The following is a 15830-nucleotide window of genomic DNA, read 5'->3' on the forward strand; positions in this document are numbered from 1 at the left end:
ACGATTTTACGATAAAACAACCTTGCTTTTAGGCTTACCTGCCAAGGTCAGCCCCTATCAAGCCTGTCAGTACGTTCAAAATATTTATTTAGGACAGAATTGATATGTGAAAATGATCTGGAATCTTTCCCACCTCTTTTTTCACAATCTCACCATACTCAGAGTAAATCATTTTTGGGTTGGCAACATGACCCAATATCCAATGATGATCCTGAATATTATTGGTAATAAAGTATTGTCCCAGGGCAGAATAATTCAATATCCGCATACGGTTTTCCTCCACGCGGTACTTATTTCGAAACTTTGTCATAAGGTTAGGATTTTAAGGTTAAACACTGAACAACAAATGAATATACATATATTTTAACTTTGTTTCAACCCTTTCCTTTGAAAAACAAACTCAAAACCAGTAAAACCAAGCTTGAAAACAGGTCAAAAGTTTAAAGCAGTAAGCAACTTTCACTTTATACCTCAGAAAGTAACTTGTACCCTCAGTAAGTAACTTGCTCCACCGTATAGAAAATTCATGAATTTTCTATACTTTGGCGCAAAAAAAGAGAACAAACACACAGACCGTAGAAAATGCACATTTCCATAGACCAGTACAAGTACCGCCTACCCTCCGAAAAAATAGCCAAATACCCTCTTAAAGGAAGAGACCAGTCCAAACTGCTTCATTTCCAACACAACACGATAGACGACAAAAACTTCAGTGAGCTACCGGATCTGATTCCTGCTGATGCTATGCTGCTTTTCAACAACACCAAAGTGATTCGGGCGCGCCTGCCATTCCGTAAGGCAACTGGAGCACGCATCGAGATATTTTGTCTGGAACCGGCATCCCCGACAGATGTGGCCATGGCTTTTGAACAGACAAAGGAGGTAACGTGGAACTGTCTGGTGGGCAACCTCAAGAAATGGAAAGAGGGGGACCTGGAAATGGACGTAGACACAGGTAAAGTAACGGTGATCGTCAAAGCAGAGAAAGTTTCCAAAACAAATGACGGCTACGCGATTCGATTTCATTGGGAGAATCCGGAATACACTTTTTCGGAATTGATGGAAGCGATGGGTAAAACGCCTATCCCTCCATATCTGGAACGTGAGTCTGAAGAGATAGACACCGAACGTTACCAAACCGTTTACTCACGGGAACAAGGGTCGGTTGCAGCACCGACAGCTGGATTACACTTCACCCCCGAAGTAATGGGACAACTTCAACGCAAAGGAGTTGCACTTACCAATCTGACCCTACATGTGGGAGCAGGAACCTTTCGCCCCGTAAAAAGCGAAACCATAGCCGACCATGAAATGCACACGGAGAACTTCCGCGTGCCACTGGAAACATTGCGGCAGCTAAAGAACCACAAGGGGCCAAAAGTTGCTGTAGGAACTACAACCCTTAGGACACTGGAATCGCTTTATTGGGCCGGAGTACTGGCAAATCAGGGAAAACCATTTCACCACATCGAACAATGGACACCATATAATAATGCTGCGGTAATTTCTTTTGAAGAAGCTGTCGCCCACCTGATTGAAGCTACTAAAAAAGAAGGACGCACATACTTTGAGGGATCTACAGCAATTATTATCGTTCCGGGTTATGAAGTCCAATCTATAAAAGCATTGGTTACCAATTTCCACCAACCGGGAAGCACATTACTTTTATTAGTCGCTGCCATCGTTGGAGACAACTGGAAAAAAATCTACAACCACGCGCTCAATAACGATTACAGGTTTCTAAGTTACGGGGATTCATCATTGTTGTGGAAAGCATAACTTTTTTTCTGAGAATCTGTGTATCCTAGTTTATTCAACCTTCTTCCCGATTTTTTAATTCCTCTTCCAAAATAGCTTCCACATCGGCAGCACATGACCCGCAGATGGTGGCCGCGTCGGTTTCATCCTGCACCTGTTCAAAAGTAGTAAGCTTTTTATCCCTTATTACTTTCACTATATCTGCTTTCGTGAGTTGCATATGTCGGCATACAATATCGTTGTCTTCAAAATCATTCATAAATTTGATGTTTTCGTTTGCCAGTTTAACATCAAACCAGGGGACAGGGTTTAATGAGATCCTAAATAAAATCATATTGTTTCTAATCCCAGCCAATAAAAGACATTCGTAACAAACAAAAACACGAAGTAATCTCCTTTTATTCAGAAAACTGATTCTATTGAGTTAGTGGCTTTTATTTAGGCATACCAATAGTGTTATCTCCAACATCTGATGGGTTAAGCCATTTTTTTAATATCAAACCCTTTTCTTGGAACAATTTTTGATAATTTAGCGAATGATTAAAAAATCAATTCCCTGCTGCTAAAATGGCAGAACGATTATCATTAAAAAAATCAAAAATATAAAACCCGTAAGTCTCATGGATCAAACAGTTGACATCAAAGAGCTGAATGAACGAATCAAGCAGGAAAGTTCGTTCGTAGATTTGCTAACCATTGAAATGAACAAAGTAATCGTAGGCCAAAAACATCTCATTGAGAGTTTGTTGATTGGCCTTCTTTCTGACGGACACATTTTACTGGAAGGTGTTCCCGGCCTGGCAAAAACGCTGGCCATCACTACCCTTTCCAAAGCGGTAAGTGCAGACTTCAGCCGGATTCAGTTTACCCCCGACCTCTTGCCGGCCGACTTGTTGGGTACAATGATTTACAGTCAGAAAAATGAAGAATTTGTGGTCAAAAAGGGTCCCATCTTCACCAATTTTGTATTGGCTGATGAGATTAACCGCGCACCGGCTAAGGTTCAAAGTGCATTGCTCGAATCAATGCAGGAACGACAGGTAACAATAGGTGATCATACCTATCCGCTTCCCAAACCGTTTTTGGTTATGGCTACTCAAAACCCCATCGAGCAGGAGGGAACCTATCCCCTTCCGGAAGCCCAGGTTGACCGTTTTATGCTGAAAGTGGTTCTTGACTATCCGCAAAAAACGGAAGAGCAAATGATTATCCGCCACAATCTTGCACAGAAATTCCCCGAAGCCAACAGCATCATCAAACCGGAAGATATTCTTCGGGCACGCCAGGTAGTTAAAGATGTCTATATGGATGAAAAAATCGAAAAATATATTGTGGACATCGTATTTGCCACCCGTTTCCCTGAACAATATGATTTGGAAAAATTCAAAGATATGATCAGTTATGGTGGATCGCCTCGTGCAAGTATCAGTTTGTCAATGGCAGCAAAAGCCTATGCCTTTATCAAGCGTCGGGGCTATGTCATTCCTGAGGATGTCCGCGCCGTATGCCACGACGTACTTCGTCACCGCATCGGATTGTCGTACGAAGCTGAAGCCAATGATGTCACTTCCGAAGAGATTATCAGCGAGATACTGAATACTGTTGAAGTACCTTAAACAATTATCAATGAGCACTGATCAATAAACAATGAATAATTGGTAATTGATAATTGGTAACTGATAATTGGTATTTGGTAACTGATAATTGGTAATTGAAAACTGGTAATTGAAAAAATGACAGAAGCAACAGACATACTAAAACGTGTCCGCCAGATTGAAATAAAGACCCGGGGCTTGTCCAGCAATATTTTTGCGGGTGAATACCACTCTGCTTTTAAAGGCAGGGGGATGACTTTCAGCGAGGTGCGGGAATATCAGTATGGCGACGACATCCGAAATATTGACTGGAATGTAACTGCCCGCTTCAATCATCCATACATTAAAGTTTTTGAAGAAGAGCGTGAACTTACTGTAATGCTGATGATTGACGTTTCAGGGTCACGCGAATTTGGCACGACCAGCCGCTTCAAGAAAAATGTAATTACTGAAATGGCTGCAGTACTAGCGTTTTCCGCTATCCAGAACAACGATAAAATAGGCGTTATTTTCTTTTCGGATCGAATAGAAAAGTTCATTCCTCCAAAAAAAGGACGAAAGCATATACTATACATCATCCGTGAGTTGATCAGTTTCACCCCGGAGCATCGTAAAACAAACATATCAGAAGCATTGCGATATCTGACCAATGCCATTAAAAAGAGATGTACCACATTCGTCATTTCCGACTTTATGGACGAAGGCTTTGAAGATGCCCTAAAGATTGCCAATCAAAAACATGATGTTGTTGCCCTGAGAGTTTTTGATCCCCGCGAAACTGAAATGCCTGATATCGGTTTTGTAAAACTTAAAGATGCCGAGACAGGAGAATATTATTGGGCAAACACATCAAGCCGTAAAACCAGAGAGGCGTATATGTCCTGGTGGAAGCAGAATGAAGAATCTCTGCGGAATGCGTTTTCCAAAAGCGGTGTGGACAATGTGGCTGTACCAACCAACGAGGATTATGTTAAAGCACTCATTTCACTCTTTAAAAAACGAGCATAAAATGGGCAAAATACCATTTTTTAATAAGAATAGTTTTCTAATTATTTCAACCTTTTTGCTGGGCTTCTCATTATCACAAAAAGCAGTTGCTCAGGATTTCTCGGTAAATGCAACCCCCGATTCCACTTTGATGGTCATTGGGGGACAGATGAATATAACTCTGGATGTTGCTCAACCAAAGGACTTAACAGTCATCTTCCCTCAATTTACCGATACCATTACCAAAAACATAGAAATAGTTGATCGCACAGCTCCCGACACAACCATCATTGATGACAATCGTATTTCTGTAGAACAAGTTCTCAGAATTACTTCTTTCGACAGCGGATTGCATTATATTCCCCCGATGGAGTTTGAACTGGCATCAGCCAACCTGGAGGCCAAAAAGGAAACACGGTCCATAGGTCTGATGGTGGTAAATCCCTTTGAGGAAGTGGATCCTGAAAAAGGCATCACAGACATAAAAGCCCCCATTGATGCACCATTTCGTTTGTCGGAACTCTACCGTTTTCTACCATGGATTCTCGGAGGATTAATATTTATCCTGCTTATCGCAGCGGGAATCTGGTTTTATGTGAAGCGGCGCAATCCTCTGAAAGCATTTATCAGCCAAAAGCCCAAAGAGCCGGCACATATTATCGCCCTCAGAGAATTGGAGCATATTAAGCATGAAAAACTTTGGCAAAAGGGAGAAGTGAAAGCATTCCATTCAGAGTTAACCGATGTATTGCGAAATTACATAGAAGACAGATATGATATTCCTGCCCCTGAACTGATTACCTCAGAAATAATCGCATCATTAAAATCAGTGGATTTGCCGGATGACAATGTACTTGCAAAAATCCAACAAGTGCTGGAACAAGCTGACTTGGTGAAGTTTGCAAAAATGGAACCTCTGCCAAACGAAAATGATTTGTCCTTAATGAACGCCTACTTCTTTGTTAATCAAACAAGGTACGAAGAGCCAAAATCTTTAGATGAGCAGGCACAGGAACAAAATAAATCACAGGAAGTTGAACAATAAACCGACACATTCGGTATGAGCTATACATTTCTTCATCCATACTTTTTCTATTTGCTTCTGCTACTGATTCCTTTGACAGGATGGTACGTATGGAAGCAACGGGAATTAAATGCCTCACTTCAAATCTCTTCGCTGAAGGGATTTAGTAAGATACGCAAAAGCCGTAAGACTTACCTGCGTCATGTCCCTTTTGGTCTTCGGTGTCTGACATTTATTTTACTGACAATTGCATTGGCCAGGCCCCAATCCACAGATAGTCTGCGCAACGTAACCACCGAAGGTATCGACATTATCATTTCATTGGATGTTTCCGGAAGTATGTTGGCAATGGACTTTGAGCCCAACCGGTTGGAAGCAGCCAAAGATGTGGCAACAGACTTCATATCCGGTCGACCCAACGATAAAATGGGATTGGTTGTATTTGCCGCGGAAAGCTTTACCCAATGCCCGCTTACCATCGACCATGCTGTTCTCACCAACCTGACAAGAGACATACAAACCGGCATTCTTCAGGACGGAACAGCCATCGGACTGGGCCTTTCCACTGCCGTTAGCCGAATCAAGGATAGTGATGCAAAAAGTAAGGTAATCATCCTGCTGACCGATGGTGTCAATAATCGAGGTGAAATTCACCCATTGACCGCAGCTGAGATTGCCAAAAGTTTCGGCATCAGAGTATATACCATTGGTGTGGGAAGTCACGGAACAGCTCCCTTTCCTGTCAATACTGTTTTTGGACAGCAAGTGCAGGATATGGAGGTGAAAATTGATGAAAAGATGTTGCAGGAAATTGCAAACACTACAGAAGGGCAATACTTCAGGGCTACAGACAAAGAAAAGCTGAGAGATATTTACGAGGAAATTGACCAGATGGAGAAAACCAAAATAGAGGTAAAAGAATACAGCAAACGTACAGAGGAATTCATTCCTTTTGCATTATTGGCTCTGGCATTTTTGTTGATGGAAATTCTTCTCAGAAACACCATATTGAGGAACTTACCGTGATGAAGTGTTCCTGGTTCAGAGTTCTGAATTTTATGTTTGAGGGCTGTAGAGACACTTGGTTGTGCGTCTTTTCACACAGGAAAGAAGAATATCAGAAAAACAACCGAATTTTAAGTTTAGATAATAAATAACTACAATATGTTTCGATTTGAACATCCTGAATACATGTATTTACTGGTTTTAATACCCGTACTTGCATTTATGCAGCTATACTTTCAGCATCAGCGTAAAAAGAAACTTAAAAAATTCGGTAATCCCGACTTATTAAGTCACCTGATGCCTGATGTATCTTTTGTACGTCCTGCTGTAAAATTTTATTTACTGTTGATGGCGTTGGCTGCAATTGTGGTTACATTATCATCACCACAGTTTGGCACCAAATTGGAAACCGTGAAACGCAAGGGTATTGAGTTAATCATAGCTCTGGATGTTTCCAACAGTATGAACGCAACGGATGTGGAACCCAGTCGCCTCGACAGAGCCAAACTCGCTATTGAACGCCTGACAGGACGGCTGGTCAATGACCGCATTGGGTTGATTGTTTTTGCCGGAGAAGCCTATGTGCAATTACCCATTACCACTGACTATGCATCGGCACGATTGTTTTTATCAAGCATTAACACCGATGTTGTACCCACTCAGGGAACAGCTATCGGGTCTGCTATCCGTTTGGCAACCAATTCTTTCAGTCAACAAGAAGACATTAACCGGGCCATTGTTGTGATTACTGACGGCGAAAACCACCAGGATGATGCCATCCAGGCCGCGGAAACAGCATTCGAAAAAGGAATCAAAGTTTACACTGTAGGTATGGGGAGTACTGACGGCGCCCCTATCCCTACCACCCCCGGAAATAAATCAAACTTTCTTAAAGACAGGGCAGGAAATGTGGTCATCACAAAAATGAATGCCGATCTGATGCGTCAAATATCTGAAGCAGGAAACGGAAAATACATTGCTGCCAATAATATAAGAAGAGGAATCAATGATTTGATTGATGAACTGGGAGAATTGGAAAAAAGCGAAATTGAGGCCAAAGTCTATTCCGATTATGATCATCAGTTTCAGTATCTGGCAGCTCTGGCATTATTGATACTCTTGATTGAATTTATCGTCCTGGAAAGGAAAAATAAATTACTTAATAAAATTGACCTGTTTACAGACAATTAGTGGTTAGTTTTGTGATTAGAAAAACGATTTGTTATGAAATTGAGATATTTCTTCATAGTAATGCTTATTTTAGCGGGAATGGGCTCAACCCTATCTGCTCAAAATGAAAGACGTTTTATTCGTGAAGGCAACGACTATTTTGAAGAAGAGAAATACGTTGAATCTGAGGTTGAATACAGAAAAGCCCTTGAAAAAAAACCTGAAAGCTTTGAAGGACGATTCAACCTTGGTGATGCATTGTTCAAACAGGAGAAAGTTGATGAAGCATTGGAACAGTTTCAATCTTTAGCTTCTGCTACTGATAATAAAAACCGGTTATCAGATGTTTATCACAACATTGGCAATGGTTTCTTTGCCAAACAGGAACTAGAGAAAAGTATTGAAGCCTACAAAGAAGCTTTGAGAAATGATCCCCTTGACGATGAATCACGCTACAATCTGATTGTTGCCCAAAAAATGCTTCAGAAACAAAAGCAGGAACAGGAAAATAAAGAAGATCAGGAGCAGGATCAACAGCAACAGCAAGATCAGCAACAGCAAGATCAACAGCAGCAAGATCAACAGCAGCAACAACAACAACAACAACAACAACAACAACAACAGGGAATTTCGAAGGAAAATGCGGAGCGAATCCTGCAATCACTTGAAGAAGATGAAAAAAAGCTGCAGGAAAAATTAAGAAAGGCAAAAAAAGCTCAGCAAAGACAGATTGAGAAAAACTGGTAATGGTTTTATAGAAGAATGGAAATCCTTCCGAAAATAAGGTAACAGAAAAGCGTAAAAAAACCCATTCTATTATTTTCAATTTGAGTGTAAATAAAGAGAATACAACAAAAATGAAGTCATATATCTTATTCATATTATTATTGATCCCCCTTGCCTTGCCGGCCCAGGATGTGGAGTTTAAAGCCACAGGGCCCAATTCTGTGGAAGAAGGCAGACGTTTTCAGTTGATTTATCGTGTCAATAAAGCCGGCAACAATCTCCTGCTTCCCGAACTAGACAATTTTAATGTTTTAATGGGCCCAACCACATCACAGAGATCTCAGGTTCAGATCATTAACGGAAAGGTGAGTCGTGAAGAGGAATATACCTACACTTATATCCTGAAAGCCAAGGCACTGGGAACTTTCACCATTCCTGCCGCCACTATTGAGGTAGATGATAAGAAATATGAATCTAACACCCTGGAAATAAAAGTTGTGGAAGCAGGTCAGGAACCGGAACAAACACCCGGAACCACCAACAATGAAAGCGGAGCCATTGGAGATGATGACCTTTATATCACCATGGTGGCCAATAAAACCCGTGTTTACCAGAACCAACCGGTACTGCTTACTACAAAAATATATACACGCGTAAATCTAGAGGGTATTTCGGATATTCAACATCCTACATTTCGTAATTTTATTGCAGAGGATATCACTGGAGAAGGAAATATTGAATGGTCACTCGAAAACATTAACGGCCGTACATACCGGGTGGGGACATATAACCAAAAAGTAATTTATCCTCAGACTTCAGGTCAATTAAAAATTGAACCGGTCTCTATTGAATTTTTGGTGAGAATAAGGCAAACGCGCCAATCGAATAATATTTTCGACAATTTCTTTGACACCCATCGAACCGTGCGCCGCACTGTTACCTCCAAAGGTGTTACACTGAATGTAAATTCCCTGCCTTCTCCCCAGCCGGATAATTTTTCCGGTGTTGTGGGAAGTGTTGATATGGAGGTATCACTGACAAAGAATCAGGTAAAAGTGAATGACGGGATTACGGTAAAAACAATCATTTCAGGTACAGGAAACCTGAAAGTGGCCGGTGAACCAAAAATCAACATTCCACCCGATTTTGACGTTTTTGACCCCAACAGCACCAGTAATCTTAGTATTACGGCAGGAGGACATAAGGGATCCAAAACCTATGAACAACTGATTATTCCAAGACATTCAGGAACATTTGAGATTTCGCCCGTGGAATATGTTTATTTTGATCCAAACCTGGGGCAATATCGGACACTGAAGAGCCAAGCCCTTTCGATTCAGGTTGAATCCAATGGTCAGGAAGCAACCACAAGCACAGAACAAATCAGAGGTCCAGGGGCTGCAAATCGGGAAAGTGTAAAATTTGTGGGCAAAGATATCCGATACATTAGAACGGGAGAAAGTAAATTGCAACCAGTCAATACTTTCTTTTTTGGTTCGTGGAAATTTATTATGGGTTATCTTATTCCGCTCCTTATTTTTATCATTGTTGCACTGATTTATCGACAAAAAATCAAGGAGAACGCCAACCTTTCGCTTAAAAGGACTAAACAGGCCAACAAAGTGGCACGGAAGCGTTTGAAAAAAGCAGCCCATCATCTGAAGTCGGGCAATAACGAGGCCTTTTATGAGGAGCTTTCCAAAGGTCTATGGGGCTATATTAGCGATAAACTGAGCATCCCTCTGGCCGATTTAAATCTGGAAAACATTCGTCAAGAATTAGAAGCCAACGGTGCCCAATCAGATAACTCAGAAAAACTGATTGAGATTATTGACACCTGTGAATATGCCAGATATGCCCCGGCAGGCGAGGCAAGCAAAAAAGAAGAGCTATACCAGTCGGCTATTGAGGTAATCAGCAAATTGGAAAGCAACCTGAAAAAACGAAAGACTTCCTAAATGCTATTTCTATCTTTCTCAAGGAAAGAAAAGGAAGCACAACTTTTGGAAAACAAGAAAGACAATGAAAACAAAAATATTCACACTCACGGCTATATTGATTTTGAGCTTCAATTTGTTTGCCCAGGACAACAGACTGAAGCAAGGGAACCAACTATATACCGAAGGGAATTATCAGGAAGCCGTGGATACTTATCAAAGCATCCTGCAGTCGGGCCTGGAAAGTGCAACCCTATATTATAACCTTGGCAATGCTTACTACAAAAACGGCCAGCTTCCCGAAGCTATTCTTCATTATGAGCGGGCTTTGCTTTTGGCCCCCCAGGACAATGACATTCGCTACAACCTGGAACTGGCATACCGTCAGACCGCTGATGAAATAGAACCGGTGGGAACTTTCTTTCTTACCAAATGGTTTCAGGACATTCGAAACCTGAATGATTCAGACGGATGGGCCCTCTATTCCATTATTGCATTTGTTTTATTTCTTGCAAGTTTGGGCTTTTACTTCTTTGGCCGTCAGGTAACATTAAAAAAAGTCGGTTTTTTTCTGGCTATGTTGTTTTTGTTGACCTCCGGAGTCTTCTATGGTTTCTCCTCCCATCAGAAAACAAAACTGGTGGATCGGTCACATGCCATTATCTTTACACCTACTGTCAACATCAAAAGTTCGCCCGATCAGAGTGGAACCAACCTTTTTGTGTTGCACGAAGGAACCAAGGTTCAGCTCCTTTCAAAACTGGGTGAATGGTGGAATATCAAATTGCAAGACGGAAGCGAGGGCTGGATTCATGAATCGGATGTGGAAGTAATTTGAGAAAAATAGTTAGTAGTCTGTCGTTAGTAGTCATTAGAATACTCCATATACAGACAAATCTAAGAATGAAAAAGACCAAAAAACCATCCCTACCAATGAAGAAATTCATTCTGACTTTAATATTGATGCTTGGTCTAATTTCCGGCATCAATGCCCAGCAATACTCTGCTACAGGTTTGGCCTCTTATTATGCCGATAAATTTGAAGGTCGAAAAACAGCAAACGGAGAAATATACCGCCACTCAAAACTTACGGCTGCCCATCCAACGCTTCCCTTTGGAACCATGCTTAAAGTGACGAACCTTAAAAACGGTAAATCAGTAATCGTCCGCGTCAATGACCGTGGCCCCTTTGTTAAAGGTCGTATTGTTGATCTCTCTAAAAGTGCTGCCACGAAAATTGATGCCATAAAATATGGACTGGTGAAAGTAAAAATTGAGCAAACTGACACCAAACAAGAAGGAGAATCACAGCAAATTCTCCACAACGAATATTACCACATAGATGTGAGTTCAAAACTTCTGAGCGGCTACGGAGTGCAAATAGCTAGTTTCAGCCAGATGGACAATCTCATAAGACTTTCCGATCAGGTAAAAAAAGAAATAAAGGGCGAGATCTATGTCAGGGTTGCCCGGGTCAAAGGTAAAGTGGTAAACAGGCTGATTGTGGGAGTAGAACCAACGAAAGAAAAAGCCGGTAAACACCAAAAGCAATTGCAAAAGGTATTTCCCGGCTGTTTTGTGGTGCAACTTTAACAGAACCTAAAAAGCATAGCCGATATTAAGAACACTCCGTGTTCGTTGAAGTCGCAGATATTCAAATTCGGTAATAGGCCAGGTACGGAATATCAGAATAACGGTAACCATATATATAACCGGGATAATACTCTTCTTCAGTTGTTTGTCCTTCGGGAATAAAAGAACAGACTTTTATGTTCCGGATATCCCACCTATAGTCAACCTGACTAAAAATAGTATCCTGTGAACTGATAATGATACAACCTGATCGGAAATCCGATTGAGCCTGAATTAAATAAACAGCAGCAAATAGCAATAGAAATGATGGTATCATTTTCATGACTTACAATAAATTACCATAGTTTAAAAAAACTATATTTTTTTGTGGGTTTTACAAAGGCATATTGTATTTCCGCATAAAAGATCAAACCAAATTATCACTGATTGTATTTATTTACCCGCATAATACATAAAAACTGATTGTATAAAACAGTTCTGTCCTCAAAAACTCTAGTCTCCTGACTGAGGAGCAAAAAAGGATTGCTTTAGACAGGACATCATGTCCGAATTCATTTATCGAATTATTGACAAGAAAAAAATTCATTAAAGATTAAGAAATACTCCATACCAGTTCTTCATCCTCATCAAGATTTACTTCCAGTGTGTCTCCTTTTTTCAGGATACCGCTGATGAGCTTACGCGACACCGGGCGACGAATGAAGTTCCTGATTACGCCGTTTACCTGACGTGCACCATACTTGGGCGTAAAGCCTTTATGAGCCAATATTTTTCGAGCTTCATCGCTTAGAACTATTCCAATTCCTTTATCTTCCAGCGTGTCGGTAATGGATTTAAACTGAATATCAAATATCTTAAGTAATATATCGTCTGTAATGGGCGAGAAAGGAAGTATTTCAGACAACCTTCCAAGAAATTCAGGCCGAAAATATTGTCCCATTACTTCCATTAGCTGCGTTGTGGTTGGCTGATTTCCGGCATCTTTCTGTTCCATAAGCCACTGACTGCCCACGTTGGAAGTAAACAAAACAATAGCGTTAGAGAAGTCGCCTTCTTTGCCCAGACGGTCGTGCAGTTTTCCTTCGTCCATTATCTGAAGAAAAATATCGTACAACGAAGCATGGGCTTTCTCTATCTCATCGAACAAAACCACAGAATAGGGTTGCTGGCGAATTTTATTGACCAACATTCCACCTTCTTCGTACCCCACATACCCGGGAGGTGCTCCGTATAAGAGTGCTGCGGAATGTTCCTCTTTAAATTCCGACATGTCAAAGCGAATCATGGCTTTCTCGTCGTTAAAGAGAGCTTCGGCAAGAGCCTTTGCCAATTCCGTCTTCCCGGTTCCTGTCGGTCCCAGCAAAAAGAAAGAACCAATGGGCTGACCGGCACGATTCATTCCGCTTCGTGACTCCAGAATGGCATCCACCAGTGATTTCAGGGCACTGTCCTGCCCAACCACCCGGCGGCGAAGAGTATCTTCCATATTCAAAAGACGCTCCTTCTCTCCTGCCTGAATTTTCCCGATAGGGATACCGGTTTTACTTGAAATGACCGCGGCTATTTCATGAGCAGTAATCACATCAACCCCGTTTTCGGCATATTTTTGAAGTACCGTAAGCGATTGTTGCAAATAATCCAGCCATTCTACATAAGAGTCAAGGTCATCAGTGTCCTGATTTCCGGTAAGCTCACCCATCAAAACCGGACCCAGCAAATTCTGCATGGAAGCATTTATTAACTTCAGTTCAGAAACTTTTTGTGGGGGTTGTTTCTTCTTATTGCTTTCAACAACCTCTATTTGCTCAAACAAATTTTGAATATTTCCTTCAGCCGTTTCATTAATCATTTTCACAGCCGACATGGTACGGTCTAACAAATCAATGGCTGCATCAGGAAGTTTTCGGTCTTTCACATATCGTTGTGCCAAACTGACGCATTCCGGCACACTTTCACCAGCAACATTTATTTCATGAAACGCTTCATATCTGCCCACAACGGCATTTACCATCCGTGAAGCAGTATCCAGGTCTGGTTCATTCAGTTCGAGTACTTCAAAACGCCGGCTGAAAGCCTGATCTGGCTCAATTATTTTTCGATATTCATCCACCGACGTTGTTCCAATGATTGTGAGGTCACCCCTCGACAATTCAGGCTTCAATATTCCGACAGCACCACTGTTGCCCTGTTTGGGGTCGAGAAGTACATGTATGTCATCGATAAACAAAATGGCTCTTTCTGACTTACGTAGATCTTTAATAATCCCTTTCAGGCGATCTTCAACTTCTCCTTTGTAAGTGGCACCGGCAACCAGTGAACCGGTATCGAGTTCGTAAACAGTAGCCCCCAAAAGAAATGAAGGCGCTTTTTTTTCCACAATACCAGAGATTAACCCCTCTACAAGGGCTGTTTTCCCAACCCCCGAATCCCCTGTTATCAAAACATTGGGGCGACTGTGGCGGCCGAGGATTTCCATCATCATCCGTATCTCGCTGTCACGTTCCACTACAGGAGCGACTCCCTGCTTCTGAATATCAGCATTTCTGTCGATACAATATTTGAGCAGCGAGGCCATGGAATTACCACCAAGATTCCCCCCATCCTCATCATTCATTGCAAAAGAGACATTCAGATCTTTATCAGCAATCACAGAATCGTGAATTTCCTGCTCTCGCAAGGGAAAGCTTTTCAGCTCATCAATACTGAATCCGATACCGGGTCGGGCCAGTGCAGTAACCACACATACGGGGTTAATTTCCAGAAGTCCCCATTTGAGACGGACATTGTCTGCTTCTTCAAAAACAGCAGCAATTGATTCATCAGCACCTACTTCACCATCGGCTTTCCCTTTGGGTAAATCGTCAATTCTCACTTCGGCCCACTCTTCCAAATAACCTGTATCTTTCCCCAGGCTGGAAATGAAACCTTTCAGGCCGATATCTTTATGCATCAAAGCCTTGAGTAAATGTGCAGGGTAATAGGCCCCATTTCCATATTCACGGGCAAAGCCTTTGGCTATCTGCACACACGATTTTACCGATTCCTTTAAATTCAAAAAATCCATTTTATCTAATTTGTAGGGTTTATATCAAAATGTAGTAATAAACAGTAACGCCTCATGCCATTAAGATCTGAAAACCGACGTGTATTAATAAAAAACACCAGGATTAGCAGACAGGATGTAAATACCATACTTTGCAGAAATAGACGTAAGGGTATCCCCAGTTTTACCTTATGAACATACTTTACACTCATCAAACGTATCATTGGGCACTAGACATGCACTTTTGTGGCTGGCCTGAGAAATCAAAGTTCCATGTTTGTTCATCATCGGAAACCCATCGGGTGGATTGTTTTTTGGAAAGTGTACCGGGGGAATGGTAAAGTTACTCGTGTATGCGTATCCCAAGCCTTCTACAAAACCATCGTAACGCATTCCGTGGTGCAGGCATATTTCAAAATCTTGTGGACTAATGTAAACATCGTTGTCCCATTTTTAATTCGTAATAACTTTTCCAAAGTTCATACTTGAATCTTTTATACCCATTTGTACTACAAATAGCCCTTCCAGCTTCCCATCCGGCAGACCACCCAACTCCAATGCCTGGAATGGCTCCTATGGCATTAGACCCATGTTCTAGCAACCTCTCAGATTCTGATAATTGCCCTTTATAAAATTGGATGGAATGGAGTATTAGGAAAGTTATCCAAAATGGTCATTTAATTCGTTATGAAGCCACGGTAAACCAATGGCAAAAATCAATGAAACTAATGCATACAGAGCAATATAGAGTTTCACCTGCATTAATTTCATTTTGGAGGCATCCTTAAATTCATTTAAAATTGCCTCTTGTCTTCCATCATTGAATACATTATTAATAGGAGTTGCAAAAATTTTGTCTAAAAACAAATCTGGAAATTTACTTTTTTAATAAGGAAAAAAAACTACGAAACTTAAAGTGTAAAACTATGCTTAGTACATGACAAAACAGTTAAATAATTGAAAATCAATAAAATAACAGTCTAAAAATTTGG

At 41.2% G+C, this 15830-nt stretch carries 15 protein-coding genes; 10 read left to right on the forward strand and 5 right to left on the reverse strand.

The annotated features are described in order from the left end of the window. Window positions 1-88: 88 nt before the first annotated feature. Window positions 89-310, reverse strand: a complete 222-nt coding sequence (locus W7W_RS0113575; RefSeq protein ID WP_010664264.1) for a hypothetical protein — start codon at window positions 308-310, stop codon at window positions 89-91. A gap of 272 nt (window positions 311-582) precedes the next feature. Between W7W_RS0113575 and W7W_RS0113580 the strand changes: the two genes are divergently transcribed. Further along, complete coding sequence (locus tag W7W_RS0113580) at window positions 583-1779, forward strand: S-adenosylmethionine:tRNA ribosyltransferase-isomerase (protein WP_010664265.1); 1197 nt, start codon at window positions 583-585, stop codon at window positions 1777-1779. A 34-nt stretch (window positions 1780-1813) separates the two neighbouring features. On the opposite strand, the gene W7W_RS0113585 is transcribed toward W7W_RS0113580, so the two are convergent. Then, on the reverse strand, window positions 1814-2017 hold the full coding sequence (locus W7W_RS0113585) for a (2Fe-2S)-binding protein (protein ID WP_025007305.1): 204 nt from the start codon (window positions 2015-2017) through the stop codon (window positions 1814-1816). A gap of 361 nt (window positions 2018-2378) precedes the next feature. Between W7W_RS0113585 and W7W_RS0113590 the strand changes: the two genes are divergently transcribed. The 9 genes from W7W_RS0113590 to W7W_RS23230 all read left to right on the forward strand — a co-directional run bounded on the left by W7W_RS0113590 (window position 2379) and on the right by W7W_RS23230 (window position 11795). Continuing rightward, entirely contained in the window at window positions 2379-3374 is a 996-nt protein-coding gene (locus W7W_RS0113590; RefSeq protein ID WP_010664267.1) for an AAA family ATPase, read from the forward strand. A 117-nt stretch (window positions 3375-3491) separates the two neighbouring features. Then, complete coding sequence (locus W7W_RS0113595) at window positions 3492-4361, forward strand: DUF58 domain-containing protein (RefSeq protein WP_010664268.1); 870 nt, start codon at window positions 3492-3494, stop codon at window positions 4359-4361. A 1-nt stretch (window position 4362) separates the two neighbouring features. Beyond that, entirely contained in the window at window positions 4363-5385 is a 1023-nt protein-coding gene (locus W7W_RS0113600; protein WP_010664269.1) for a hypothetical protein, read from the forward strand. A 15-nt stretch (window positions 5386-5400) separates the two neighbouring features. After that, entirely contained in the window at window positions 5401-6390 is a 990-nt protein-coding gene (locus W7W_RS0113605) for a vWA domain-containing protein (RefSeq protein WP_010664270.1), read from the forward strand. A gap of 138 nt (window positions 6391-6528) precedes the next feature. Beyond that, the gene (locus W7W_RS0113610; RefSeq protein WP_010664271.1) at window positions 6529-7560 is read left to right on the forward strand and encodes a vWA domain-containing protein; all 1032 of its coding nucleotides are present in this window, start codon (window positions 6529-6531) and stop codon (window positions 7558-7560) included. 33 nt (window positions 7561-7593) lie between these two features. After that, window positions 7594-8286, forward strand: coding sequence for a tetratricopeptide repeat protein (locus tag W7W_RS0113615; protein WP_010664272.1), 693 nt, complete (start codon window positions 7594-7596; stop codon window positions 8284-8286). Between the two features lie 110 nt (window positions 8287-8396). Next, complete coding sequence (locus W7W_RS0113620) at window positions 8397-10223, forward strand: BatD family protein (protein ID WP_044084858.1); 1827 nt, start codon at window positions 8397-8399, stop codon at window positions 10221-10223. A 64-nt stretch (window positions 10224-10287) separates the two neighbouring features. Next, a complete protein-coding gene (locus tag W7W_RS0113625) occupies window positions 10288-11040 on the forward strand; it encodes a tetratricopeptide repeat protein (protein ID WP_010664274.1) in 753 nt (250 codons plus the stop codon). A 95-nt stretch (window positions 11041-11135) separates the two neighbouring features. Then, window positions 11136-11795, forward strand: a complete 660-nt coding sequence (locus W7W_RS23230) for a septal ring lytic transglycosylase RlpA family protein (RefSeq protein ID WP_010664275.1) — start codon at window positions 11136-11138, stop codon at window positions 11793-11795. 61 nt (window positions 11796-11856) lie between these two features. Here the strand turns inward: W7W_RS23230 and W7W_RS0113635 are convergent, their stop codons facing one another. The 3 genes from W7W_RS0113635 to W7W_RS0113645 form a co-directional block, all read right to left on the reverse strand. Next, on the reverse strand, window positions 11857-12111 hold the full coding sequence (locus W7W_RS0113635) for a hypothetical protein (protein WP_157202490.1): 255 nt from the start codon (window positions 12109-12111) through the stop codon (window positions 11857-11859). A gap of 276 nt (window positions 12112-12387) precedes the next feature. Continuing rightward, the gene (locus W7W_RS0113640) at window positions 12388-14859 is read right to left on the reverse strand and encodes an ATP-dependent Clp protease ATP-binding subunit (protein ID WP_010664277.1); all 2472 of its coding nucleotides are present in this window, start codon (window positions 14857-14859) and stop codon (window positions 12388-12390) included. 639 nt (window positions 14860-15498) lie between these two features. Then, window positions 15499-15705 (reverse strand): hypothetical protein, encoded by a 207-nt coding sequence (locus W7W_RS0113645; protein ID WP_010664278.1) that lies wholly within the window; start codon window positions 15703-15705, stop codon window positions 15499-15501. Window positions 15706-15830 lie beyond the last annotated feature (125 nt).

The sequence above is a fragment of the Marinilabilia salmonicolor JCM 21150 genome (assembly GCF_000259075.1).
GTDB classification, from domain to species: domain Bacteria; phylum Bacteroidota; class Bacteroidia; order Bacteroidales; family Marinilabiliaceae; genus Marinilabilia; species Marinilabilia salmonicolor.